Source organism: Salmonella sp. 2020_1459 (assembly GCF_043847915.1).
Lineage (GTDB): Bacteria > Pseudomonadota > Gammaproteobacteria > Enterobacterales > Enterobacteriaceae > Salmonella > Salmonella enterica.
Map to the genome: position 1 here is coordinate 86178 of NZ_JBCMFA010000007.1, position 25730 is coordinate 111907.

Annotated in this window: 24 protein-coding genes, 3 pseudogenes and 1 riboswitch; of the genes and pseudogenes, 19 read left to right on the forward strand and 8 right to left on the reverse strand. The window is 48.0% G+C overall.

Going from position 1 to position 25730, the window contains the following annotated elements; genetic code table 11:
* Nucleotides 1-113: 113 nt before the first annotated feature.
* Entirely contained in the window at nucleotides 114-2147 is a 2034-nt protein-coding gene (gene metG / locus ACH0VJ_RS17725) for a methionine--tRNA ligase (protein ID WP_000195334.1), read from the reverse strand.
* Between the two features lie 164 nt (nucleotides 2148-2311).
* Between metG and apbC the strand changes: the two genes are divergently transcribed.
* The 6 genes from apbC (at nucleotide 2312) to ACH0VJ_RS17755 (ending at nucleotide 9054) form a co-directional block, all read left to right on the forward strand.
* On the forward strand, nucleotides 2312-3421 hold the full coding sequence (apbC, locus tag ACH0VJ_RS17730) for an iron-sulfur cluster carrier protein ApbC (protein ID WP_001005424.1): 1110 nt from the start codon (nucleotides 2312-2314) through the stop codon (nucleotides 3419-3421).
* 277 nt (nucleotides 3422-3698) lie between these two features.
* On the forward strand, nucleotides 3699-3980 hold the full coding sequence (locus tag ACH0VJ_RS17735) for a YehE family protein (RefSeq protein WP_000760404.1): 282 nt from the start codon (nucleotides 3699-3701) through the stop codon (nucleotides 3978-3980).
* Nucleotides 3981-4258: 278 nt separating this feature from the next.
* Nucleotides 4259-4789, forward strand: a complete 531-nt coding sequence (gene yehD / locus ACH0VJ_RS17740; RefSeq protein ID WP_000830693.1) for a fimbrial protein YehD — start codon at nucleotides 4259-4261, stop codon at nucleotides 4787-4789.
* A gap of 55 nt (nucleotides 4790-4844) precedes the next feature.
* The gene (gene stcB, locus ACH0VJ_RS17745; protein WP_000698775.1) at nucleotides 4845-5528 is read left to right on the forward strand and encodes a fimbrial biogenesis chaperone StcB; all 684 of its coding nucleotides are present in this window, start codon (nucleotides 4845-4847) and stop codon (nucleotides 5526-5528) included.
* 13 nt (nucleotides 5529-5541) lie between these two features.
* Nucleotides 5542-8031, forward strand: a complete 2490-nt coding sequence (locus ACH0VJ_RS17750; RefSeq protein WP_000945367.1) for a fimbrial biogenesis outer membrane usher protein — start codon at nucleotides 5542-5544, stop codon at nucleotides 8029-8031.
* Between the two features lie 15 nt (nucleotides 8032-8046).
* The gene (locus ACH0VJ_RS17755) at nucleotides 8047-9054 is read left to right on the forward strand and encodes a putative fimbrial-like adhesin protein (RefSeq protein WP_000765280.1); all 1008 of its coding nucleotides are present in this window, start codon (nucleotides 8047-8049) and stop codon (nucleotides 9052-9054) included.
* Between the two features lie 261 nt (nucleotides 9055-9315).
* Here ACH0VJ_RS17755 and rcnB read toward each other — a convergent pair whose 3' ends face one another.
* Nucleotides 9316-9630 carry a Ni(II)/Co(II) efflux transporter accessory subunit RcnB gene (gene rcnB, locus ACH0VJ_RS17760; RefSeq protein ID WP_000837534.1) on the reverse strand — a complete coding sequence of 105 codons (315 nt, stop codon included), beginning with the start codon at nucleotides 9628-9630 and terminating at the stop codon, nucleotides 9316-9318.
* Nucleotides 9631-9911: 281 nt separating this feature from the next.
* A riboswitch (TPP riboswitch) is annotated at nucleotides 9912-10008 on the forward strand.
* A gap of 31 nt (nucleotides 10009-10039) precedes the next feature.
* On the opposite strand from rcnB, the gene thiM reads away from it, so the two are divergent.
* From thiM to ACH0VJ_RS17775, 3 genes are read left to right on the forward strand one after another with little or no spacing between them, the layout of a single operon-like run.
* Nucleotides 10040-10837 (forward strand): hydroxyethylthiazole kinase, encoded by a 798-nt coding sequence (gene thiM, locus ACH0VJ_RS17765; RefSeq protein ID WP_001182156.1) that lies wholly within the window; start codon nucleotides 10040-10042, stop codon nucleotides 10835-10837.
* Nucleotides 10824-11624, forward strand: a complete 801-nt coding sequence (gene thiD, locus ACH0VJ_RS17770; RefSeq protein ID WP_001188957.1) for a bifunctional hydroxymethylpyrimidine kinase/phosphomethylpyrimidine kinase — start codon at nucleotides 10824-10826, stop codon at nucleotides 11622-11624. The genes thiM and thiD overlap by 14 nt, the downstream gene beginning before the upstream one ends.
* A gap of 35 nt (nucleotides 11625-11659) precedes the next feature.
* Nucleotides 11660-12406: a GntR family transcriptional regulator gene (locus ACH0VJ_RS17775; protein ID WP_000434065.1), complete on the forward strand. Its 747-nt coding sequence runs from the start codon at nucleotides 11660-11662 to the stop codon at nucleotides 12404-12406.
* Here the strand turns inward: ACH0VJ_RS17775 and ACH0VJ_RS17780 are convergent.
* The 3 genes from ACH0VJ_RS17780 to ACH0VJ_RS17790 are packed head-to-tail and all read right to left on the reverse strand — an operon-like array spanning nucleotide 12380 to nucleotide 15614.
* The gene (locus tag ACH0VJ_RS17780; RefSeq protein ID WP_001012659.1) at nucleotides 12380-13345 is read right to left on the reverse strand and encodes a PfkB family carbohydrate kinase; all 966 of its coding nucleotides are present in this window, start codon (nucleotides 13343-13345) and stop codon (nucleotides 12380-12382) included. The genes ACH0VJ_RS17775 and ACH0VJ_RS17780 overlap by 27 nt on opposite strands.
* Nucleotides 13342-14346, reverse strand: coding sequence for an ADP-ribosylglycohydrolase family protein (locus tag ACH0VJ_RS17785; protein ID WP_000642798.1), 1005 nt, complete (start codon nucleotides 14344-14346; stop codon nucleotides 13342-13344). The genes ACH0VJ_RS17780 and ACH0VJ_RS17785 overlap by 4 nt, the downstream gene beginning before the upstream one ends.
* Nucleotides 14343-15614, reverse strand: coding sequence for a nucleoside permease (locus ACH0VJ_RS17790; RefSeq protein ID WP_086048301.1), 1272 nt, complete (start codon nucleotides 15612-15614; stop codon nucleotides 14343-14345). Before ACH0VJ_RS17790 ends, ACH0VJ_RS17785 begins: the two co-directional genes overlap by 4 nt.
* A 253-nt stretch (nucleotides 15615-15867) precedes the next feature.
* On the opposite strand from ACH0VJ_RS17790, the gene fbaB reads away from it, so the two are divergent.
* Nucleotides 15868-16920, forward strand: a complete 1053-nt coding sequence (gene fbaB, locus ACH0VJ_RS17795; RefSeq protein ID WP_000129590.1) for a class I fructose-bisphosphate aldolase — start codon at nucleotides 15868-15870, stop codon at nucleotides 16918-16920.
* A gap of 52 nt (nucleotides 16921-16972) precedes the next feature.
* On the opposite strand, the gene yegS is transcribed toward fbaB, so the two are convergent.
* Nucleotides 16973-17872, reverse strand: coding sequence for a lipid kinase YegS (yegS, locus tag ACH0VJ_RS17800; protein WP_001273384.1), 900 nt, complete (start codon nucleotides 17870-17872; stop codon nucleotides 16973-16975).
* A gap of 561 nt (nucleotides 17873-18433) precedes the next feature.
* Between yegS and steD the strand changes: the two genes are divergently transcribed.
* On the forward strand, nucleotides 18434-18769 hold the full coding sequence (gene steD / locus ACH0VJ_RS17805; protein ID WP_001533113.1) for a type III secretion system effector SteD: 336 nt from the start codon (nucleotides 18434-18436) through the stop codon (nucleotides 18767-18769).
* Between the two features lie 121 nt (nucleotides 18770-18890).
* On the forward strand, nucleotides 18891-19307 hold the full coding sequence (locus ACH0VJ_RS17810) for a CesT family type III secretion system chaperone (protein ID WP_001540404.1): 417 nt from the start codon (nucleotides 18891-18893) through the stop codon (nucleotides 19305-19307).
* A gap of 9 nt (nucleotides 19308-19316) precedes the next feature.
* Here ACH0VJ_RS17810 and ACH0VJ_RS17815 read toward each other — a convergent pair.
* Nucleotides 19317-19496: pseudogene (locus ACH0VJ_RS17815) on the reverse strand (non-LEE encoded effector protein NleB); the annotation flags it as partial.
* A 451-nt stretch (nucleotides 19497-19947) separates the two neighbouring features.
* Nucleotides 19948-21309 (reverse strand): tRNA 5-hydroxyuridine modification protein YegQ, encoded by a 1362-nt coding sequence (gene yegQ, locus ACH0VJ_RS17820; protein ID WP_001517981.1) that lies wholly within the window; start codon nucleotides 21307-21309, stop codon nucleotides 19948-19950.
* A 163-nt stretch (nucleotides 21310-21472) separates the two neighbouring features.
* On the opposite strand from yegQ, the gene ACH0VJ_RS17825 reads away from it, so the two are divergent.
* The 7 genes and pseudogenes from ACH0VJ_RS17825 (at nucleotide 21473) to ACH0VJ_RS17855 (ending at nucleotide 25727) form a co-directional block, all read left to right on the forward strand.
* Nucleotides 21473-22090 (forward strand): hypothetical protein, encoded by a 618-nt coding sequence (locus ACH0VJ_RS17825; protein WP_000977165.1) that lies wholly within the window; start codon nucleotides 21473-21475, stop codon nucleotides 22088-22090.
* Between the two features lie 24 nt (nucleotides 22091-22114).
* Nucleotides 22115-22312: pseudogene (locus tag ACH0VJ_RS17830) on the forward strand (hypothetical protein).
* A gap of 432 nt (nucleotides 22313-22744) precedes the next feature.
* Nucleotides 22745-23164 (forward strand): hypothetical protein, encoded by a 420-nt coding sequence (locus ACH0VJ_RS17835; protein ID WP_000502181.1) that lies wholly within the window; start codon nucleotides 22745-22747, stop codon nucleotides 23162-23164.
* A gap of 322 nt (nucleotides 23165-23486) precedes the next feature.
* The gene (locus ACH0VJ_RS17840; RefSeq protein WP_001044083.1) at nucleotides 23487-23921 is read left to right on the forward strand and encodes a hypothetical protein; all 435 of its coding nucleotides are present in this window, start codon (nucleotides 23487-23489) and stop codon (nucleotides 23919-23921) included.
* A gap of 390 nt (nucleotides 23922-24311) precedes the next feature.
* A pseudogene (locus tag ACH0VJ_RS17845) lies at nucleotides 24312-24598 on the forward strand (ISAs1 family transposase); the annotation flags it as partial.
* Between the two features lie 23 nt (nucleotides 24599-24621).
* Nucleotides 24622-24777, forward strand: a complete 156-nt coding sequence (locus ACH0VJ_RS17850) for a hypothetical protein (RefSeq protein WP_001536589.1) — start codon at nucleotides 24622-24624, stop codon at nucleotides 24775-24777.
* Nucleotides 24778-24794: 17 nt separating this feature from the next.
* Nucleotides 24795-25727: a hypothetical protein gene (locus tag ACH0VJ_RS17855; protein ID WP_000092683.1), complete on the forward strand. Its 933-nt coding sequence runs from the start codon at nucleotides 24795-24797 to the stop codon at nucleotides 25725-25727.
* Nucleotides 25728-25730: the final 3 nt, after the last annotated feature.

Consider the following 25730-nt stretch of genomic DNA (forward strand, 5'->3'; position numbering starts at 1 on the left):
ATGGAGTCTTAGCGCTATTGCTTATTAAGGAAAAAGTTAAAACGCGCGGATGGGGCGATATGCCAGTCAGGATTAAGCGGTTAAAAAAGCCGGAGCATGCTCCGGCTTGTTGCTTATTTCACCTGTTGGCCAGGCTTCGCGCCGTCATCAGGGCTTAACAGGAAGATATCTTTCCCGCCAGGTCCTGCGGCCATCACCATTCCCTCGGAGACGCCAAAGCGCATTTTGCGCGGCGCGAGGTTGGCGACCATTACCGTCTGGCGGCCTATCAGCGCCTGCGGGTCCGGATAGGCGGAACGAATGCCGGAGAAGACGTTACGCTTCTCGCCGCCCAGATCCAGCGTCAGGCGCAGCAATTTGTCAGAACCGTCTACGAACTCAGCGTTTTCAATCAATGCTACGCGCAGGTCAATTTTGGCGAAATCGTCAAAGGTGATGGTTTCCTGAATCGGGAAGTCGGCTAACGGGCCGGTAACCGGCGCGGCTGCGGCTTTCACCTCTTCTTTAGACGCTTCAACCAGCGCTTCAACTTGCTTCATGTCGATGCGATTGTAGAGCGCCTTAAAGGTGTTGACCTTGTGACCGAGCAACGGCTGTTCAATAGCATCCCAGTTCAGTTCGCTGTTCAGGAAGGCTTCAACGCGTTCAGAAAGCGTCGGCAGTACCGGTTTCAGATACGTCATCAGCACGCGGAACAGGTTGATGCCCATCGAGCAAATGGCCTGCAGGTCCGCGTCGCGGCCTTCTTGTTTAGCCACCACCCACGGCGCTTGCTCGTCAACATAACGGTTAGCGACGTCGGCCAGCGCCATAATCTCACGGATAGCTTTACCGAATTCACGGCTTTCCCATGCTTCGCCAATCACCGCAGCGGCGTCAGTAAAGGTTTTGTACAATTGCGGATCAGCCAGTTCAGCCGCCAGCACGCCGTCGAAACGCTTATTGATAAAACCAGCGTTACGGGATGCCAGGTTGACTACTTTATTGACGATATCGGCATTGACGCGCTGGACAAAGTCTTCCAGGTTCAGGTCGATGTCATCAATGCGTGAAGAAAGCTTCGCGGTGTAGTAGTAGCGCAGGCTGTCGGCGTCAAAGTGTTTCAGCCAGGTGCTGGCCTTAATAAAGGTGCCGCGCGACTTAGACATCTTCGCGCCGTTCACCGTCACGTAACCGTGAACGAACAGGTTGGTCGGCTTACGGAAGTGGCTGCCTTCCAGCATGGCAGGCCAGAACAGGCTGTGGAAATAGACGATGTCTTTGCCGATAAAGTGGTACAGCTCGGCGTCGGAGTCTTTTTTCCAGTACTCATCAAAACTGGTCGTGTCACCGCGCTTATCGCACAGATTTTTGAAGGAGCCCATATAGCCAATCGGCGCGTCCAGCCAGACGTAGAAATATTTGCCCGGCGCGTTCGGGATTTCGAAACCAAAATACGGCGCGTCGCGGGAAATGTCCCACTGTTGCAGGCCGGATTCAAACCACTCCTGCATTTTGTTCGCCACCTGCTCCTGCAGCGCGCCGCTGCGGGTCCACGCCTGCAGCATTTCGCTGAATGACGGCAGATCAAAGAAAAAGTGCTCGGAGTCACGCATTACCGGCGTCGCGCCGGACACCACGGATTTCGGTTCGATAAGTTCGGTCGGGCTGTAAGTTGCGCCGCAGACTTCGCAGTTATCGCCGTACTGGTCTGCGGATTTACATTTCGGGCAGGTGCCTTTCACAAATCGGTCCGGCAGGAACATGCCTTTTTCCGGATCGTAGAGTTGAGAGATGGTGCGGTTCTTAATAAAACCGTTCTCTTTCAGGCGCGTATAAATCAGCTCGGACAGCTCGCGATTCTCGTCGCTGTGCGTTGAGTGGTAGTTGTCGTAGCTAATATTAAAACCGGCGAAATCGGTCTGGTGCTCCTGGCTCATTTCACCGATCATTTGCTCCGGCGTAATACCAAGCTGCTGCGCTTTCAGCATGATCGGCGTGCCATGAGCGTCATCGGCACAGATGAAGTTAACCTCATGGCCGCGCATTCGCTGGTAACGGACCCAGACATCAGCCTGGATGTGCTCCAGCATATGGCCGAGGTGGATAGAGCCGTTGGCGTACGGCAGCGCGCACGTTACCAGAATTTTCTTCGCGACTTGAGTCATAGTGGGTATTACTTCTTCTGTTGTAAAAAAGGGCTTTGATAGTACCAAAATGGTAATTACTGCGCCAATCGATAAGGGCATTTATCCGTAAATGAATAATTGTTACCGCTGGAGTAAACTACAAAGTTACAATCGTACTTTTCAGAACTACAAAAGGAGTCGGGATGAACGAACAATCCCAGGCCAAATCACCAGATACCCTGCGAGCGATGGTCGCCGGGACGCTGGCGAATTTTCAGCACCCAACCCTGAAGCATAACCTCACCACGCTTAAGGCGTTGCACCACGTCGCCTGGATGGATGATACGCTGCACGTTGAGCTGGTCATGCCGTTCGTCTGGAACAGCGCGTTTGAGGTCTTAAAAGAGCAATGCAGCGCCGATCTGTTACGTATTACAGGCGCAAAAGCGATCGACTGGAAACTGTCGTACAACATTGCGACGCTGAAACGCGTCAAAAATCAGCCTGGCATTAATGGCGTGAAAAACATCATTGCCGTGAGCTCCGGTAAAGGCGGGGTGGGTAAATCGTCCACGGCGGTAAACCTGGCGCTGGCGTTAGCGGCTGAAGGCGCAAAGGTCGGGGTTCTCGATGCCGATATTTACGGTCCGTCGATCCCAACCATGCTTGGCGCAGAAGATCAGCGCCCGACATCGCCAGACGGTACGCATATGGCGCCGATTATGTCTCACGGCCTGGCGACCAACTCGATCGGCTATCTAGTGACTGACGATAACGCGATGGTATGGCGCGGCCCAATGGCCAGTAAGGCGCTGATGCAGATGTTACAGGAGACGCTGTGGCCGGATCTGGATTATCTGGTACTGGATATGCCGCCGGGAACCGGGGATATTCAGCTAACGCTGGCGCAGAACATTCCTGTTACCGGCGCGGTGGTGGTGACTACGCCGCAGGATATCGCGCTAATCGACGCCAAAAAAGGTATCGTGATGTTCGAGAAGGTGGAAGTGCCGGTGCTCGGCATTGTGGAAAATATGAGTATGCATATTTGTAGCAACTGCGGCCATCACGAACCGATCTTCGGCACGGGCGGCGCGCAGAAGCTGGCGGAAAAATACCATACTCAGCTTCTGGGTCAGATGCCGCTGCATATTAGTCTGCGCGAAGATCTCGATCGTGGTACGCCGACGGTGGTTAGCCGTCCGGAGAGCGAGTTTACCGCGATCTATCGCGAACTGGCCGATCGCGTTGCGGCACAGCTTTACTGGCAGGGTGAAGTGATTCCGGGTGAAATCGCCTTCCGCGCGGTGTAATCCTCCTGACGTATTCCAAAGAGAATATGACATTCACTGCATTAATATATATTGATGTAGTGAATGTATTAATAAAATAATAGCCCCCGCATTGTTAATTCCTGCTTAAACAGACAGGTGTTTATCTGAAATAATCGGCAAAAACATTATTTGAATTGATCATACCTATCCTACTGATTTATTTTTTCAATTGGTTTTAAGGTATCGATACGTTCATACTGCACATCAGGACGGCCTGCATACTGTTTGACGTTCACCAGAGGAACAATTACTCACTATGAAAAAATATTTGCTGATGGGAATTATAGTTTCGGCTTATGGGATAAGCGTACCTGTTTTTGCCTCCGACACCGCAACATTAACCATCAGTGGAAAAGTGACCGCGCCAACGTGCAGTACAGAAGTGGTAAACGCACAGTTGCAGCAGCGTTGCGGCAACACTATCCACGTTTCAACTCTGCAAACACCCGCCGCTACGCCGATGAGAGGTGTGACAACGCAGCTATACACGGTGCCTGGTGATAGCACCCGACAGATTGTTGTTAATCATTACGACTAATTCTTATTAATTCCGCAGGCCCATATCATTTATATCAATGATATGGGCTTTTTTATTTGTTGTATTTATATTTAAGGGCAGTAAATTTCGGAAATTAATAAGTTTACAAAATAATGATAAGCAATGATTATTTGTTGCAATTATATTGCAATCTGTAAATTGTTTTAAATCAACAAAACATCGTGTTTACATTGCGATAACCTCCTGTCTATGAGAATTTTCTTTGCAAGGGTTAATAACTCTTAACAAATAGAAATTACTTCATTAAGGAAGAGATTATGAAACGTTCACTTATTGCTGCTTCTGTATTGTCTGCTGTATTTATGAGCGCTGGGGTTTTTGCTGCTGATGAGTATGATTCAGGCGTTCTGAATATTAACGGAAAGGTGGTTGGTACTACCTGTCAATTTTTGGGTACGAACACCGCTGAAATTAGACTGAATGAAATTGGTGCGGATAAAATAATTAATTTAACCCCGGGTCAGATTTATGACGCAGTAACTAATCAAACTCAGATGCCGTTGAAAATAAAATGTCAACAGGGTGTAGCGCCGCGTATTACCTTCTCTTCAACGCAATTTGACAGCCACGATATCACATTTAATAACGGGTCTGCCAAAGGTGTCGGTTTTGCGGTTTACTACGGAAGTACGGATAATCAGATTGATCCAGAGACGGGGGTGACACTAGCTCCAAATAGCAGCGGTGAATACGACCTGACTTTTTTAGCACGCTATGCGCGTTTAGACGGTGATGTTGCTTCTGGTGATGTTAGCTCAACACTGACTTTAACGGTTGTTACTGACTAATTTATTCAACCGGCGGCGTTCGTCGCCGGTTTTTTATAAGCAAGGCCGTGTAAATATGAAAATATTATCTGCAGTATTATTATCTGCCATAATTTTGCCTGCGCATGCTGGTATTGTTATTTATGGTACGCGTGTGATTTACCCGGCAGAGAAGAAAGAAGTCGTTGTACAATTGGTGAATCAGGGCGAGCAAGCTTCGCTGGTACAGTCCTGGATTGATGACGGTAACACTTCATTACCGCCAGAAAAAATTCAGGTGCCATTTATGCTGACGCCGCCAGTGGCGCGCGTTGCCGCTGAGTCTGGTCAGCAGATCAAAATCAAGAAAATGCCTAATAGCTTACCGGACAACAAAGAAAGTCTGTTTTATCTGAATGTGCTTGATATTCCACCAAACAGCCAGGAAAACGCCGGTAAAAATGTGCTTAAATTCGCAATGCAGAATCGAATAAAATTAATATGGCGCCCCAGTCGAATTGCCGCCGTAACCAAAGACAGTTTTCAGCGGATTGGTTTATTTCGCAGTAATAAAACTGTCATCATGAAAAATGATACTGCAAACTGGATTACCGTGACGGATGTAAAAGCAGGAAATACTAAGATTAATGATCAAACTATCATGCTGCCACCGCTATCGACGCAAAATATTAACATGAAATATGCGTCAACAAGCCAGTATGAAGTAACAATTATTGATGATAATGGTAACTATATTAGTAGCAAAATCAATGTAAAATAAACAGGAGTTCATCATGCTAAGGATGACGCCCATCGCTTCGCTTGTTTTATTGACTCTGTTTACCTGGCAAACGCAGGCTATCGCGACGGAAACGTTTGATACCCATTTTATGGTGGGGGGAATGAGAGATCAAAAAATAACAAATTTCCATCTGGATGAGAATAAGCCAATTCCGGGACAGTACGAACTGGATATTTATGTCAACAATCAATGGCGAGGTAAATACGATATCATTGTTGCCGATGAACCCGGTAGCACGTGTATTTCAACTGAGTTGTTGAAAAATATTGGAGTGATAAGCGATGGTCTGCAACCGCAGGGAGCAACGGATTGTATTGCGTTAAAAGATGTCGTGAGAAGCGGTGGCTATACTTTTAATATTGGCGTTTTTCGGCTGGATTTGAGCGTTCCCCAGGCCTATGTAAATGAGGTCGAGGCGGGTTATGTATTGCCTGAAAACTGGGATCGCGGCATCAATGCATTTTATACTTCTTACTATGCCAGCCAGTATTACAGTGACTATAAGAATTCTGGCAGTAGTGAAAGTACTTACGTTCGGTTCAATAGCGGTTTCAATCTGTTGGGCTGGCAAGCGCATGCGGATACCACATTTAATAAAACCGATGGCAGCAGCGGTGAGTGGAAAAGCAACACATTGTATCTGGAGCGCGGTATCGCTGAGCTCCTCGGCACATTACGCGCCGGGGATCAGTATACCTCGTCAGAGATTTTTGATTCTGTGAGATTTACCGGCGTTCGCCTGTTTCGCGATATGCAAATGTTGCCAAACTCGAAACAGAATTTTACGCCGTTGGTGCAGGGGATTGCACAGACTAACGCTTTGGTAACCATCGAACAGAACGGATTCGTTGTTTATCAGAAAGAGGTTCCTCCTGGCCCCTTTTCCATTGCGGATCTGCAACTCGCGGGCGGTGGCGCGGATCTTGATGTCACCGTGCGTGAGGCGGATGGTTCGATAAATACCTGGCTGGTGCCTTACGCTTCCGTACCGAACATGTTGCAGCCTGGCGTCTCTAAGTATGATTTTTCCGCCGGCCGTAGTCATATTGAAGGCGCCGATAATCAGGCCGATTTTACACAAATCAGTTATCAGTATGGCCTTAATAACCTGTTGACGCTTTATGGCGGTACGATGCTATCGAACCATTATAATGCGTTTACCCTCGGCACGGGGTGGAATACCCGGATTGGCGCCATTTCGCTTGACGCTACGCGAGCGCACAGTAAACAGGATAATGGCGATGTATTTGATGGTCAGAGTTATCAGATTGCTTATAATAAATACCTGACCCAAACATTAACTCGGTTTGGTCTGGCTGCGTATCGGTATTCATCACAGGATTACCGCACATTTAACGATCATGTCTGGGCCAATAATAAAAATAACTATCGTCGCGATAAGAATGATGTATACGATATTGCTGATTATTATCAAAACGATTTTGGGCGTAAAAATACGTTTTCAGCTAATGTGAGCCAATCCTTGCCAGAAGGATGGGGCGCAGTATCACTGAGTGCATTATGGCGTGATTACTGGGGTCGTAGCGGCACCAGTAAAGATTATCAAATAAGCTATTCCAATACGTTCCAGAAAATTAATTATACGTTATCCGCCAGTCAGACTTACGACGAGGATCATAATGAAGATAAACGTTTTAACCTGTTTATTTCAATTCCCTTTGACTGGGGGGACGGTATTACTACCCCGCGGCGTCATCTGAATGTGTCGAACTCGACGACCTTTGATGATGATGGATTTACCTCAAACAATATTGGTTTAACCGGTACGGCAGGCAGTCGCGATCAATTTAATTACGGCGTGAATGTTAGTCATCAGCGACACGATAGTGAGACCACTGCGGGGACGAATTTAACCTGGAATACGCCCGTTGCAACGCTTAATGGTAGTTACAGCCAGTCGTCCAATTATACTCAGACCGGCGGAAGTATTTCCGGTGGGGTTGTAGCCTGGAGTGGCGGGTTGAATTTATCCAGCCGGCTTTCAGATACCTTTGCGATTATGCAGGCTCCGGGACTTGAAGGAGCCTACGTTAACGGCCAAAAATATCGGACCACCAATAAAAAAGGAACGGTGGTTTATGACAACCTTACGCCATATCGCGAAAACCATCTTATGCTTGATGTGTCGCAAAGTAGCAGTGAAACGGAATTACGCGGTAACCGTAAAGTTGCCGCCCCGTACCGAGGGGCCGTCGTGCTAGTGAATTTTGATACCGACCAGCGTAAACCATGGTTTATTAAAGCGCAGCGTCCTGATGGCTCGCCTCTTATTTTTGGTTATGATGTAGTAGATCATCATGGTCATAATGTGGGCATTGTTGGACAAGGTAGTCAGCTATTTATTCGAACGAATGATATTCCGCCCGAAGTCAGTGTACCAGTAGATAAAGAGCAGGGGCTTTCATGTTCAATCACCTTTGGTAAAACGGTTGATGAAAGTAAAGTTTATATTTGTCGGTAGTGGTGAGGTGGTGAAATGAAACTCTTTCTTTTTATCGTGATGTTATTGATTTTACCTGAAACATACGCAGCCTGTACGGGAGAAATTACTTATCAGGATAATTTAATTATTCGTGAGGATTTTACGATTAACCCTAATCAGTCCGCAACTTATAGCCATAATTTTAACGATACAACTTGTTCAGGGACTTATAAGATAACGCGTATGGATCCTTCCGATATCATCGTGGGATTATACAATGATACAGTAAAACTGAAGTTAAAAATCGCCTGGGCAGATAATAATACTCTCACAATGCCGTTTACAACGGGCTATACGGTAACGGTTGAACCCGCTTCCTCTGGGGCGAATGTAAATATTTCTGCCGGTAGTGGGAACAGTGTCCTAATCAACGGGGTGGTATCAATAACAAGCGCTTCTTCTGCAACTCAGTTTACGGCCAGTTTGCGGTTTTTAGGGTGCCTGCTAGCAGGAAGAGGCTGGAATGCCTGTGCCGCAGATTATAATAGTTATCTTAGAGGTGCAGGGTTATATTCATTTGATCTGTTTGTGTCCTACGATCGCAAGCAGACAACCTGCAAACCTGAAGATCTGACGATCACGCTACCGAATATTGCGCTTTCTGAATTATATAACACAGGCAAGGTCAGCAACAAAAATGCCGCGGATAATATTCGACTCCAGTGTGATAATCTTTTTGGTAATGCTAAACAAACATCGCGTAAAATGACGGTTTATCTCTCCAGCAGTGATTTAATACCAGATAGCTATTCTGTGTTGCGTGGTGCTGTGAATAATGGCGTCGGATTTATACTGGAGAGCGGTGGAAAAACGGTGAATATTTCAAATACAGCAGAGCAAGGTAATGCTTCAACGTTATGGAAAGTGGATCAAGTAGGCACGCCGCTCAACAGTGATATGATAACAATCCCTATTATCGCCAGTTATTATGTTTATGACCGAGACAATATAAAGCCAGGCGATCTAAAAGCGACTGCGCTGATCTATGTGAAATACGATTAATGTATATGAAAAACATTTAAAATATATGGCGCGATAGGTGAATGAACTTCCGGTCACTTACAATAATAAGTGACCGGGATGACAATTTTTCTGCAATAAATTTTAATGTGGTATGCGGTAGTTTCAAAAGGGCGAGATCCAGAGCGAATCGGGTAGTGAAGGCAGTCAACAAAAAGGCAGTTTGAAGGGGATAGAGTGATTAAGGGCTAATAAAAAAGTAACATGGGGCTGTATTTCCCCCTCTGGATGAGGGGGCTTTTTTTATCGATGATAAAAAATCTCGCCATCATAGGCTTTGATAATTTTTCCATCGGTATCGTTAATCAGTACATACGCGCCGCCCATATAGGTCCAGTGAGTACCGGCATCTGGCGCGGGCAGATTACGTAATTTCCACTGTTTAATATTATACTCATCGGTGCGGTACATTTGCGGAACGGTATCGCCGGGCTTGAAGTGGGTGAAGTCGGCGATAAAGCTTTTTAACTCATATTGATCAATGCCCGTTGTCGCGGGGGCGGCCCATGCAAAACTGGTTGCAAGCAACAGCGCGCAAGGCAGCAACTTACTTTTCATACTTTTACCCTCCACATATGCGGGTCAGTTAACATCGTGTGTATCATTTCTGCTGGTGGCGTATCTGACAAGCGCTATTTTGTTATCTCACGCCCCTTTTCGTAAAAAGTGTAAACGAAAGCGTCGTGCAGCAACATATCCGCCAGCAAGTTTGCCAGAACCGAATAGGTTTTGAGAACTATCTGATAACGCTGAAATTATCGTCCGCGGCTGGCTGTAAATTTACATTGTCTGGCGCAGACAGTATGCTTAATAGCGAAACCCCGCTTAACACGGTGGGGCTTGACGACTCGGGGTGCCCTTCTTTGTGAAGGCTGAGAAATACCCGTACCACCTGATCTGGATAATGCCAGCGTAGGGAAGTCTGACACTGCTCGTGTCCCTTCTTCACGCGGGCAGGAGCTGAACTATGCAGCCTGACCTGCACTGCCGCACGCTTGCGGCGCATACGTTAAAACACTTTCGCGCGCTCTCCCCGCTTACGCACTGTATGACGAATGACGTCGTACAAACGTTTACCGCCAATACGCTGCTGGCGCTGGGCGCTTCACCCGCCATGGTGATTGATCCCGTCGAGGCCAGACCGTTTGCCGCCATCGCCAACGCCTTGCTGATTAATGTCGGAACATTAACTGCCTCACGCGCTGACGCGATGCGTGCGGCGGTAGAAAGCGCTTATGATGCCAAAACGCCGTGGACGCTTGATCCTGTCGCGGTGGGCGCACTGGAATTTCGTCGGCGATTTTGCCTGGATCTCTTGTCCCTGCGCCCGGCGGCAATACGCGGCAACGCCTCGGAAATCCTGGCGTTATCCGGCATGGCGCTGGGCGGACGCGGCGTAGATACCACCGAGGCGGCGTTGGCCGCACTGCCTGCGGCGCAGGCGCTGGCGCGTCAGATAGACTGCATCGTTGTGGTTACCGGAGAGATAGATTACGTTACTAATGGTCAGCGCACGCTGAGCATTCCCGGCGGCGATCCGTTAATGACTCGCATTGTAGGCACTGGCTGCGCGTTGTCGGCGGTCGTCGCCGCCAGTTGCGCGTTACCGGGCGCCGCGCTGGACAATGTCGCGTCGGCCTGCTGCTGGATGAAACTGGCTGGACAGGCCGCGGCAGAGCGTAGCGAAGGACCGGGTAGCTTCATCCCGGCTTTTCTTGATGCGCTCTATCATCTGGATGTGGAGGCGGCCAATGCAACGAATTAACGCGCTGACGATTGCCGGCACCGATCCCAGCGGCGGGGCCGGTATCCAGGCGGATCTCAAGACCTTTTCCGCGCTGGGCGCATATGGCTGTTCGGTCATCACTGCGCTGGTGGCGCAAAATACCTGTGGCGTACAGTCGGTGTACCGGATAGAGCCGGACTTTGTCGCCGCTCAACTTGATTCCGTGTTCAGCGATGTGCGCATTGATACCACGAAAATCGGGATGCTGGCGGAAACCGATATTGTCGAGGCCGTGGCGGAACGGTTACAGCGCCATCATGTACGTAATGTGGTGCTGGATACGGTGATGCTGGCGAAAAGCGGCGATCCGCTGCTCTCGCCCTCTGCGATAGAAACATTACGCGTCCGGCTGTTGCCGCAGGTATCGCTGATTACGCCTAATTTGCCGGAAGCCGCAGCGTTGCTGGATGCGCCCCATGCGCGTACGGAACAGGAGATGCTGGCGCAGGGGCGGGCGTTACTGGCGATGGGGTGTGAAGCGGTATTAATGAAAGGCGGGCATTTAGAGGATGCGCAAAGCCCGGACTGGCTCTTTACCCGTGAGGGCGAGCAACGTTTTAGCGCGCCGCGTGTGAACACCAAAAATACGCATGGGACGGGCTGTACGCTGTCGGCGGCGCTGGCGGCGTTACGGCCCCGGCATCGCAGTTGGGGAGAGACGGTAAACGAGGCGAAGGCATGGCTTTCGGCGGCGCTGGCGCAGGCGGACACGCTGGAAGTGGGGAAGGGCATTGGTCCGGTACATCATTTCCACGCGTGGTGGTAGTATACTGCCTACAAACCCGTCGTCAGGAAAGATAAATGGAACAAGCGCATACCCGGCTCATCGCGCAACTGAATGAACGAATTTCAGCGTCGGATAATACGCCGCTATACATGAAATTCGCCCAGACGGTAAAGGATGCCGTGCGCAGCGGTATTCTTGAGCACGGTAATATTTTGCCTGGCGAACGCGATCTCAGCCAGCTTACCGGCGTCTCGCGCATCACGGTACGAAAAGCGATGCAGGCGCTGGAAGAAGAGGGTGTCGTCACGCGCGCCCGCGGCTACGGTACGCAAATCAATAATATCTTTGAATATTCCCTGAAAGAGGCGCGGGGATTTTCTCAGCAGGTTGTCTTGCGCGGCAAAAAACCGGATACGCTATGGGTTAACAAACGCGTGGTAAGTTGTCCGGATGAGGTCGCGCAGCACCTGGCGATCCCCGCAGGCAGCGACGTCTTTTTACTCAAACGCATTCGTTATGTTGATGAGGACGCGGTATCGATTGAAGAGTCCTGGGTGCCTGCGCATCTGATTCATGATGTCGACGCGATTGGCATTTCGTTGTATGACTATTTTCGTCGCCAGCACATTTACCCTCAGCGTACCCGATCCCGCGTCAGCGCCCGGATGCCGGATGATGAGTTTCAGTCGCATATTCAAATGGATGGTAAAGTGCCGGTGCTGGTGATTAAGCAGGTGGCGCTCGATCAGCAGCAGCGGCCTATTGAATACAGCATCAGTTATTGTCGTAGCGACCTATACGTTTTTGTGTGCGAGGAGTAGCGCCTCGCGCGTGGGCGCGCAGTCGCCGCCGCGATGCCCGACCACCCAGCTCGCCACCGCATTTCCCAGCAGTACGGCATCCGCGAGCGACCAGCCTGACGCCAGTCCTGCCAGCACGCCGCCAGCATGGCTGTCGCCCGCGCCGATGGTATCCACTACGGTTGCCGGAAACGCGGGCACAACGCCGGAAGATTGCGCGCTAAAATACCACGCTCCGTCTTTATCGTGGCGCACCACCAGCGACGCGGAAAAGCGGTTTACCCATGCTTCGCCGAAAGTGCGGGTATCGGTCGCAAGCCCGGCGCGTTCCGCGGCGATGATGGCTTCCTGGCGATTGAGGGATACGATGGGCCGGCAGGCCATAATGCGCGCCATTGCATCGTCTGTAATATCACCGATTCGTGGGCCAAAATCGATAAAAGGCGTTACATCGTCGACGGTTTCCAGCCACTGGATCAGTGGTTCGCCACAGGAAGAGGCCAGTTGATAGCCGGACAGGTAGACAAGACTGCCCCGCGGTGTCCTGAGCTGCGACAGCCAGTCCGCATTCCACTGGTTTTCCACGCCGCTAAAAGACATAAACGTGCGTTCGCCATCCGGTTCGACTAACGCCAGACACCAGCCGTTATCTCCTTCAACCGCGTCAATCACGCTGGATAATCCCTCTTTTGCCAGACGGCGGCGAATCCTCTCCGCCCACACGCCCTGGCCCAGCGGCAGCGCATTGCTGGCGTCAATCCCCAGTCGTTTCAACGCCACGGCAATATTCAGCGCACAGCCGCCGACATTGACGCTCTGTTGTTGCAGTTCAATATCGCCTCCGCGACGCGGCAACGTCCAGGCGTCGGCAATGATATCGATCACTGCCGCGCCGATAACGGTGAGCGGACGCCGGGTATGCAGGGTCGGTAATAATGTCAGCAACCGTGCGCCGTTCATAGTGCCTCCCGCCGTTGACGATAACTCGCCAGCGCAACGGCATAGCGCGCAAAATCCAGCTGATTAACCTCGTCCAGCGTTTGCTTTAACTGGGGGTTAATGGCGCTTACCCCGTGCAACGCGCCGCAAATGGCGGTGGCCATCGCGCCGATAGTGTCGGTATCGCCGCCGAGGTTAGCGCACAGCACGGCACAGCGGTTAGGATCGGTATTCGCCAGTTCCACCATGGCGATAGCGCAGGGAACCGATTCAATGGTGCTGGTTCCCGCGCCGATGATCTGATAGAGCTGTTCGCTGGCAGATTCGACGCCGTCGGCGCGGCGGACAATGTTTAGCGCCAGTTCCAGACGTGCCGATAGCGAGGCGCTAAATGTGGTAATACGCGCTGTCTGCGCCTGATGAGCGACGGCGGGGAGCGAGTCGGCAATACTTTGCCACGCGTCGCCGTTAACCGCTCGCGAGACGGCCCAGGCGACAACCACGGCGCCAGCCACCGCCAGATCGGATTTATGCGTCGGGCTGGAGGCTAACGCTACTTCTGCTATAAAGGCTGTCAGGTTAGTTGGCGGTAACAGGCAGCCCAACGGCGAAACGCGCATGGCCGCGCCGTTAGTCACGCCGTTATTTTCCAGCGCCGCGATGGGTTTGCCGTCGCGAATCGCATTCAGCGCAATTTTTGACGTCGGGCCGAGTACATTTTTATTGAACGCATCAAAGCGTTCCGCCCAGGCGAGGATGTTACGTCCAATAATCTCGGGATCAATGCTGCCTTCGCATTCGAGTAGCGCGTCGGCCAGGCAGAGCGCCATTGCGGTATCATCCGTAAACTCCGCGCGATTAAAATAGCAGGCGGCATTATTCTCTTTTGGGCCGGGCAGAAAGCGGTCAATCCAGCCGAAATGCGCTTTGACGCGCGTTCTCGGCCACAGCTCAGAGGGCATTCCCATCGCATCCCCTAACGCTTGCCCGTAAAGAGCACCGAGAATACGTTCTGCTTTCATTTTACTTCCCCTTGTGTCAACGCAATATCGCGATCGTCAATAGCAGTGATCTCTTTGTCCGATTCGCGAAAGAAAATCATAAACAGTAGCGCGATGACGGCAATCATCACTGCGCCAAACGTCCACATGCCCGCCCAGTTGAATGTCAGACCGTTAACCGGTTGCGGATAAGCAAACATTTTTTCCATCATCACACCGCCGAGACGATAGCCCAGCAGGCTGCCGAATCCCTGACAGCAGAGGGTGATAAGCCCTTGCGCAGCGGTACGCATATGAACCGGCGCTTTTTTATCGACATAAATGTAGGCGGTGACGTAGTAGAAATCGTAACTTACGCCGTGCAGCAAAATACCGAGGAACAGCAGGGCGTAAGTGAAGTACGTTTCCGCGCCGCCATAGACAAAAAAGCCGTAGCGGATCGCAGCGGTAACAAGACCAAGTAATAATACCTTTTTAATACCAAAGCGCTTAGTGAAAAAGGGCAGCGCCAGCATAAAGAAGATTTCAGAGAACTGGCCGAGCGTCATCCAGCCGGTGGCGTTCTTCATTCCCACTTCCGTCAGATAGCCGTTAGCGAAGATGTAGTAGAAGGCCAGCGGCATCGCAAACAGGAAGGAACAGAAGAAGAAAACGAGAAAGTTTTTATCGCGCAGCAGGACCAGCGCATCCAGCCCCAGCATCACTTTAATATCCATCTTGCCGGTGCTTTTTGGCGGCGTGTCTGGCAGACAGAACGCAAAGACGCCCAGCAACGCTGAACTTGCGGCGGTTATGAGCAGTGGAATGTTGGTGGGGGAAATATCGTTATAGCCTAACATTTGCGGCAGGAATCCACAGGCGAGGCCGGAGGCAATCCACCCAATGGTTCCCATAACGCGAATGCGTGGAAAATCGCGTTCAACGTCCGGTACGTTAGCGAAGGCAATGCTGTTTGTCAGCGCGATGGTCGGCATATAGGTCAATGAATAGGCCAGAAGCAGCGGAAAGAATCCGACAAAGGTGGTTTGCTGCGCCGCTAAATACATCAGCACGGCGCCTGCAAACATCAGTACCGCCAGGACTTTTTGCGCCGAGAAAAAACGGTCGGTAACGGAGCCGATCAGAATCGGCGACAGGATCGCCGCAATGGCGGTACAGGCATAAGACCAGCCTATTTCACCGGCGGAAAACCCGCTTTTATTTAGCCATAGCCACAGGGGGACGAACCAGGCGCCCCAGATAAACCACTCCACGAACATCATGAACGACAGTTTAAAGGTCGTTTTCATTTTTGAATCCTTCATGACAGGTAAGGTACGCCATGACAATACCATTTAATAATACCTTTTAAATACCATTGAGCGTTAATTTTGACCGATCTAACACTTTTTCGGACGTGAATCGAGTCAGCAGATAGCGCCGAAAAAATGCGCTAAAGTTGGCAAAAATGGTCGGTCAGTACCAGGCTTATTGCGACCCGCAATCTGCGGGGCAGGACTATTCACCTTCCGATACCCTATCGGAACTTACGGGAGCATAGCTATGACTGATATTGCGCAGTTGCTTGGCAAAGACGCCGACAGCCTTTTACAGCATCGTTGTATGACCATTCCTTCCGATCAGCTTTATCTACCCGGCAAGGATTATGTTGACCGGGTGATGATTGACAATAATCGTCCACCAGCCGTTCTGCGTAATATGCAGACGCTCTATAATACTGGACGCCTGGCGGGAACAGGATACCTTTCGATACTGCCCGTCGATCAGGGGGTGGAGCACTCCGCCGGCGCCTCTTTTGCGGCTAACCCGCGCTACTTTGACCCAAAAAACATTGTTGAATTGGCGATTGAGGCCGGCTGTAACTGCGTGGCCTCTACCTACGGCGTACTGGCCTCGGTTTCACGGCGCTATGCGCACCGTATTCCGTTTTTGGTCAAACTGAATCACAACGAAACATTGAGCTATCCGACAGAGTACGATCAGACCCTGTACGCCAGCGTTGAGCAGGCGTTCAATATGGGTGCCGTGGCGGTAGGCGCGACGATCTATTTCGGTTCGGAACAGTCTCGTCGCCAGATTGAAGAGATCTCCGCCGCTTTTGAGCGTGCGCATGAGCTGGGTATGGTGACCGTATTGTGGGCTTACCTGCGTAATTCTTCCTTTAAAAAAGACGGCGTTGATTACCATGTATCCGCTGACCTGACGGGGCAAGCCAACCATCTGGCCGCTACGATTGGCGCGGATATTGTGAAACAGAAAATGGCCGAGAATAATGGCGGTTATAAAGCGGTCAACTTCGGCTATACCGACGATCGCGTGTACAGCAAACTGACCAGCGATAACCCGATTGATTTGGTACGTTACCAGTTGGCGAACTGCTATATGGGACGCGCCGGGCTTATCAACTCCGGCGGCGCGGACGGCGGCGACACTGACCTCGGCGACGCGGTTCGTACCGCGGTGATCAACAAACGAGCCGGTGGAATGGGGCTAATTCTGGGACGTAAAGCCTTTAAGAAATCGATGGCTGATGGCGTGAAGTTGATTAACGCCGTACAGGATGTCTATCTGGATAGCAAAGTCACCATCGCCTGAGTTCAACGAAGAAAAGCCGGATGTGAACGCATCCGGCCAGCGACAGGTGTTATTAACGTAGCAACGGGCAGTCCGGCGGCAGCCGACAGCGTAATGCGCCAGGCAGCACCTCAATATGAAATTCTTGTCCGCTGAGTGGTTCGCCATCCAGATTGAACGTGATTTCATGCGGCGCATGAATATCAAACCACGCTGAGGCGCCGTCAATAATATTCGGATTGTCATCTGACTGCGTGAGCGTGGAAAACAGCGCCGGCAACAGCTCTTCGCCGGTAAAAATCCGTAGCTGTAACAGTCCGTCGTTAATCAGCGCGGTGGGACATAATTGCTGCCCGCCGCCGGCCTGACGACCGTTGCCGATGCCGATCACCAGCGCATCTCCCTGCCAGTGAAAGTTTTCGCCACGTATTTCGCAGCGGTCAGGGGTCAGCGTATCCATTCTCATCAGACCGTGAATAAGATAGGAGACGCCGCCCAATGCGGCTTTAAGTTTTTCCGGCGTTTCGGTGGTAATGCGGGTGCCAAAACCGCCCGTCGCCATATTGATAAAACAGGTTTTATCATTGACCCTGGCCATATCAATTTCCATCGCGTTTCCGGCAATCGCCAGTTTCAGCGCTTTGTCCAGCGCTTCAGGAATACCGGCGCTGGTGGCAAAATCGTTGGCAGTGCCGAGCGGCAAAAGGCCCAGTGCAGGGGCTACGCCGTCGCGGATCTGGATGAGCGCGGTCGACACTTCATTAATGGTACCGTCTCCGCCGCCGGCAATCACCGTTTCAACGCCCAGTTTACGGGCTTCATCAACGTAACGCTGCGCGTCGCCTTTTTCCCAGGTTACCCGAACGTGAATCTGTATACCTTCGTCGCGAAGTAGAGTAATGGCCTCACGTAGCGGCTGGTTATCAGCGCTTTTGCCATTGAGGATCAGTAAGCTGGCGGGAAAGTTAGCCATCCGTTATGCCTTAATAGGTTGAACAACAATCTCCAGAAAGTGTATAGCAGAAATGAAAAAGCGAGGTCAGAACAGGATGAAAATTGAAATGTTGCGCACTTATTGCTTTACCGTTTTTCTTCCTGCTGTACGCAGCGGTAAGTGAAGCATGGTTTAAGGCAAATGGCGACAAGAGAGATGCCGGTATGCGCATTGAGTAGCGCTTGTGAGAGTGCAAGGAAATCACAAGGGGTAGTCAGACGCTTTCCGATATAGCGCCTTTGATAACGAAACGGAGAATTAACAAGACGAACATACGTCAGTTATCAGTATTAATTTCAAACACCATAATATCAGATAAAAACCTGATATTTATTACCAAACATACTTTTTAATAGCATAAAATCGAAATGTTCTTTAGACTCTTTAGCAGAAACACGGCGCACTATTAGAAGCACGCTACTATATATCAAATAAAACCTATTTAGATGATGGCTTAGCGCGGTGTCCTATAGTCGTACCGTTGCCTGATGTATCGCTTTTCTCATAAACATAAACAGGCATGTGCATGAAGAGGTTTATATGAATGTCACTTCAGGCGTGAATGCGCAAACGCCATTGCTCCCTCCTTCTGAACGGGGTAATGACGAAAAACCGGTAGCTGAAATCGTTGATTTTAACGCTTATGGCAATAAACCCAGATGTTTAATGTGCCTGGGAACCACGGCATTGTTTACAGGTGTTTTCAGTGGGGTATGCTCAGGGGCTGTCGCCAGTGTCAGTAGTGGTACTGCATATACTACCGCCCTGACGGTTTTAGGCGCATCGTTTGGCATGGGGGGAATTGGTATGATGGGAATATGCGCCGGACTATACCTTAGCGCAAATGGCATCAGAACCCGGCCAGCCTGGCCATAAATGAGCAAACACAGCAAGTCATAGGGAAAAGACGAATTCCGACGATGACACGGGGTGTTAAGCGTCCAGACCAGAGGCTTATGACTTATATAGGAACGCTTTAGATAGAGTATGGGGTGTTATGTATTCAAGAGCCGATCGCTTATTAAGACAGTTTTCACTAAAATTAAATACCGATTCAATTGTCTTTGACGAAAACAGATTATGCTCATTTATTATAGATAACCGTTACCGTATCTTACTAACAAGCACTAACAGCGAGTATATAATGATATACGGTTTTTGTGGAAGACCTCCGGATAATAATAATCTTGCTTTTGAATTTCTCAATGCTAATTTATGGTTTGCAGAGAATAATGGACCACATTTGTGTTATGATAATAACTCACAATCATTATTACTGGCTCTCAACTTCTCACTCAATGAAAGTTCTGTAGAGAAACTTGAATGTGAAATTGAGGTAGTTATTAGATCAATGGAGAATCTGTATCACATTTTACAGGATAAAGGAATAACTCTGGATACCGATTATACGTGACGGTGGGAAGGGAATTTGGTGATCTGGTGGCAATAGAGGATAATCAACCCCAGCAAAACTTACATGGCCTGATGAAGGTGGACTGAGCGTAGGTGCGATGGTTTGAGTATTACTTTGACATGAAATCAAACCTCTAATCCGGGAAAACATTATTTTAATCCTTGTAAAAGCGGCATTAAAACGTGCCATAACTTTACACGCTTAAATTATCAGTTTTTAACCTTAATTTAATAACATGGAAACTTTTTGTGTAAGTCCGCACAAAGCAGTTCTTGATTTAATTCACTGATTTTAAACGTAAACGTCAGAATGCTAAGTCCTGAGTCTGACCGGATGCGGGGAGGATTGTGACTTGCTGGCTGGCAATGAATAGGGGAGGTCTCTAAACCTAAGCGCCCATTTGCGCTTTGGTTAGTGTGGTCAATTTTGGGATATGGCGGGAAGTACCACTTTTTTATTGATTATACGCAAAAAATAAGCCTGCGTAAGGGAGATTACGCAGGCCAAGGAGGTGGTTCCTGGTACAGCTAGCATTTATGGGTTATGTTTTTCAGCGCGTTGAATAATACCCGCATTGAGCGAAGCGGTATGTGATCAATTTCTAAGAATCTTCCCGCCATGAAAAAATAACCGCAATTAACTACTTAGCATGGGGGTTACGCGTTGATTCGCCTGAGAAATTACGCATCAATAGTGCGTAATCCAGCGTAACGTCCTGCGGGACGGGCATCCAGACGGTATAGCCATCGCCAGGCGCCACCGGCATAGCGTCGCCTTTGGCGTTCTCCATCTGTTCCAGGGTGAAATTGATATTTCCCTGCGGTGTCATCAGCTCCAGACTATCGCCAACGGAGAATTTATTCTTCACCGCCACGGCCGCCAGTTGGCCTTTACGCTCGCCGGTGAACTCGCCGACAAATTGCTGGCGTTCGGAAACGGAGTACCCGTACTCGTAATTCTGGTAATCGTCGTGCGTATGGCGACGCAGGAAACCTTCGGTATAGCCGCGATGAGCCAGACCTTCCAGCGTTTCCAGCAGCGTAGGGTCGAAGGGTTTACCCGCGGCGGCGTCGTCGATGGCCTTACGGTAGACCTGCGCGGTACGGGCGCAGTAATAAAAGGATTTGGTGCGGCCTTCGATTTTCAGCGAGTGGACGCCCATTTTCGTCAGGCGCTCCACGTGGGCGATAGCGCGCAAATCTTTTGAGTTCATGATATAGGTGCCATGCTCGTCTTCGAACGCGGTCATGTATTCGCCCGGTCTTTGGGCCTCTTCTATCATAAAAACTTTATCCGTCGGCGCGCCGATACCAAGCGTCGGCTCAACGTTCTGTACCGGAATCGGTTCGTGCTTATGCACGATGTTGCCGACAACGTCTTCTTTTCCTTCCTGCACGTTATATTCCCAACGGCAGGCATTGGTGCAGGTGCCCTGATTCGGATCGCGTTTATTGATGTAGCCGGAAAGCAGGCAGCGGCCGGAATAGGCCATGCATAGCGCGCCGTGGACGAAAATTTCTATTTCCATATCCGGCACCTGCTGGCGAATTTCCTCAATCTCTTCCAGTGACAGCTCGCGGGAGAGAATCACACGGGTCAGCCCCATCTGCTGCCAGAATTTTACCGTCGCCCAGTTTACGGCATTAGCCTGTACCGACAGGTGAATCGGCATTGCCGGGAAGTGCTCGCGTACCAGCATAATCAACCCTGGATCGGACATGATCAGCGCATCCGGGCCCATCTCGACGACGGGTTTCAGGTCACGGATAAAGGTTTTGAGCTTGGCGTTATGCGGGGCGATGTTCACCACCACGTAGAATTTTTTTCCGAGCGCGTGGGCTTCGTTGATGCCAAGCTGCAAATTTTCGTGATTGAATTCGTTATTACGCACGCGTAAAGAGTAGCGTGGTTGGCCCGCATAGACGGCATCGGCACCGTAAGCGAAAGCGTAACGCATATTTTTCAGCGTTCCCGCCGGCGAAAGAAGTTCTGGTTTAAACATCATTTTCTCGTTCTGATGACAGGTCAGATCCGCCTCACCTGATGAGGCGGCTTGAGGAGAGTCCTCACTTTAAGGGCGGGCATTGTACGCTTACGGACAGGCCGAGTAAATATTGCGAGAGTATATTGGCGCTAATAGAACACCGGATGTTAATGGAGAGCCAATGATGAAAATGAGCCGCACGGCCATCGCGTTGAGTCTGCTGGGAATGGTCGCGCATCCCGTTTGTGCCGCTCCGTCGTTTGAAGAGACGGCAAGACAGGTGATTATCGCTTTTCAGCAGCGAGACAACGCGAAAATTAATGCCCTGATTGATAAAAAAGTTGGGATGTATGTGCTGTACCGAATTGGGGCTGGGCATGATTATGAGTGGATGAAAAGTTTTGATATTAATAAGCCGATACCCGGTTTTAACTACCTGTTGGGGCAGGTAGGTTGGTTTTCAGAGCATATTCCTGTGGATAAGGAATTTGATCACCACACGGAGGCTGAGTACGTTTGTGAAAAGGGATGGGATCACGCCGGTTTTTTTGTCAGCTATACCGGTACTAATAATGCGCTGCTGACGTTTAGCATGGTGAATGGAGCGGATAGTGGGGATCAGGCGTCGGATACCCGTATAGCAAACGCCAGGCGGCTTGAGCTGCAATCAGAGCGAGTGGTGGCAGTGCCGAAAAAATGGGGTGATGGTTTGATTTTTCATCTGAGCGAACTTCATGGCTTGGGCAAAGGGTGGAGTTTAACGCTGCTGGATTTGGTCACGGAAGATTGTAGTGCGTGAGGCATATATGTTTAATCAGGGTAAATAGCTGCTTATTTATATCTTTCTGCTATCAGGATGTTATGACACTGCCCCCAATATTCAGGATTTAAATAAAGCATTTCTTGAATATTAAACTAATTCACTAAAAATAAACTTGAAATTACCTCGGCAACATGCATTAAAGAAAATACTAAAGGTCATTTGACTTATTATAGCGTCAGTGATTACGTCTTTAACTAATTTGGCCACGTTATGTATCCACTATGGGGAATCTTTATATATTCCGAAAAAAAACACAATGATATTCTTAATGCAGATAAGAGAGTAATCTTAGGGGGTGCAGGTTTGTAAACCAGGGTATGGCGGTAGCGTTATTTTTTAACGAGATATCATCAGATGTAGAATTAACGATCGCAGACGATACTCAGTACTAAGAGGAAATCAGGTTGAAGTTGAACAGAAAATGATAATTACGTATTGATAAGATGGAATCCATTGAATCTACTTATTAGTAGATTTTATTATGAAAATATATTTTTCTTGATATTTTTTACGCATTGCGCAATAGCAAATCCTTGCCGCCTTGATGCAACTTGAGTGATTTTGTGTATAGTGTGGCAATGCTGAATACTGAATTGATACCTTCTACATATTAAATCAGGGGTTAGTGGTATGGGCGATTTTATAAAGTATCTATTTATTTTTTCTTGCTTATGGAGCGCAAATACTTTTGCGATTACTCAAACTCAATGGGATGGTAACTTTAGAGTCGAGGAACTTGGCGAGCAGTTAAATGATGGGAGTCAGGTTTTTTTACAATATAATTTAAAGATAGATAGTAAAAATAATCGTGCTTCTTTATCCATGACAACCTGGCATGCGGGGATAACATGCATTGGTGACTACTCTTTAAAAATCAATTCTGATGTTTTGGCATTATACTATAACGGCGACGAGGAAAATGCATGTCCATATCCATCACCGCAATTTGAGATAAGCAATAAAGGAAAAGCATATTATATAAAAGGAAAAATGTTTTCATATTCTCAGCCTGGTAAGTGGTTGCCACTCAAACGTATCACACTAAAATAATTCTATATTTCATAAATTATGATAATGAAGTTGATGATGGTATTAAATATTAATTGGATATGTCGTGAACATATTTTTGTTATATGTTTTCAATGTGTATGACAAGAAAATTTGCATGAAAACATTATATGAGACGGCTTGAAAAATGAATGAAGTCCACATAAAAGCAAGGTCATTCTGAAACGAATTTGTCAAATTTACTGAATTGTATATCAATAATTCCTGACTATCGACAATAATGTTAAATCGAGTACAAACTCACGGATTCTCTTTTGCTGATGATTTGTGCGGTAATTGGTAGGGCGGAAGGTTAGGGGAATATATGAACAAAACAATATTGTCTTTTGTTCTGTGCTTTTTTGTGAATTTTTCTCTTGCAGATATGCGTATTCTAAAGATAAATAAATCACACTATATAGATGCTGCTAACAGTGAGCGTGGTGATGCTACTTTATGTAGTAAATGGACGTTAAATTCCAGACAGATAGAAAAAATATTTTTGTTAAGTGATAAATATAAGGAAATGAGTGATACCATGACTGGATTTTGGCTCTGGTTTCCTTGTGAAATAACGGGTGAGTTGATTTATAATAAGAAAAAGTGGCATTTTTCTATTAATGCTGCTGCCACGGCAGAATGGTCCGATGGTAAGGAAACGATATACTGGGGGTGTTCCAGGGAAAAATGTGATGACATGTTTATACTTCCATATCCAGGCCGGAGTTATATAGGTGGTGGTGGCAAATTGATTTGGTGACGAAGTAGATCTTCATCCTGGTTTTAGCCTTTTAAAATGAATTAAATTTAACCTTCAGCATCATGACGAGAGTATGAAATTATATTTTTGTACACACCGGGATAAAGAATAAAATAACCAGGAGTCGTATATTTATCACGTTAAATACAACTTTTTAAATACAAGTCAGTGCTGGATTTTACAGATCAATGTTGCGTTATTACTAAATTCATAAATTAATGTTTGAGTTATGGTTGTTATGATCTTTCCCTGATAGATCAGTGCTTTCAGGCAGAGGTGGCATTACCACCAACAAAAATAATGTTCATTTTTATGGGCGTAGGGGATTCACCCTTATTTAAAGATTACAAAGAGATATATTTCTCATTGAATGTTAAATAACATGTGACTCATATTGTCAGTGATGTTCCGGATGAGCTAATTTCTTTTACATTTGAATGGAAGGGTTAAAAAACTATGTGTGACGGTATCTTTTCGTTCAGAGAAACATAGCGGAAAGAAAGAACCGGAAATGTTGGGTGAGATATTATATAAGTTCAGCGGATTTAACAGCAGAAAAATTTGCTAATGCGATGAGAAGTCATTGGGATGTGGAAAATAAATTGCACTGGCGTTTGGATGTGGCGATGGACAGAGAGTACCTCGCGTCAGTCCTTGCGGGGGGCGGGGTTTCGTAATCTTGCCCTGTAAGGAGGGGGTTGTGTCCGGGCAGGATATTGATGAAAACTACAGATTAGTCTCGAATGATGCCTGTCCTGAAGGAATGCCCTCACTTTCGTTTTTTTTAGTGATGAAAGAGTGGGGCAAACAGTTAAAAAAATTTTTGGTGTGGATATTCCAGTCCATCCAGATGTGAAAAAATAAGGGCGCTACATGAGCAGATATAATGAGATATCTCAGTATTTTAATAGTGATAACTCTGCAAGTATGGATGTGGAACGATATACTCATATTACAGAAAGAACTATTTCCACTGACCTTAAAATAATAGGTAAGTATGGTGAGGAAGAAATATTATCCTCTTTCAATCTATTTTTCCTTAATAATTCAAGGACTTTTCTTTACCTTTACGCTTGGAATGTCTATTTTAAAAATAAAATAAAAAATAATTTACTATGTGCTTCTGTTGCATTTGATGCGATGGGATTGTTTTGTGGCTATTTTGAACAACCAGATAAAGTATTTGTTTCTGATGAACTGCTATATAATCAGGGAATTCCCTTACTTCTTCAGATTGCTACCAATAAAATTGATGTTGCCCGTCGCTTCTATCCTCTTTTTATTAAAGGATTAAAGAACTTTGAAGCAGAACGAGCGAGAAATCTATTGCCTCAAAAGACCATTGTTCTGGCAATTGAAATGCTAGCCAGTGAACATAAGCAGACGGTTGACTGGCAGTCGCATGGTATTCCGGTTGAGCGTTTCTATTATGATTTTGTGAAAGAAGCTCTTTACTCACAGGATGAAGCGGTACTAAAAGAGTGGTTGGCTGAGCTTTGTGACTGCCATCTGAAATGGTCTGCGCGTACAGAGACTACAGAAAATGAATATGCTCTTAACGGTTATGAAATAGAGCCACAGGAACTTTTGCTCTGGCCTTTTGAATATCAGGCAGTGAAAAAATTTCGTGCAGCACATGGTCTTACCACGCCAGAAATTGATCATCCATTATTAAAGACACCATTAGCCATAGAACATCAGGCTGATTTCAGTAAATGGGATGCGCCAGAGTGGTTCTGTCCACTGGTTGACAGGTTGATATCAGCAAATACTGAACTGGCTTTTACCAGAGAACTCTTTAAATAATAA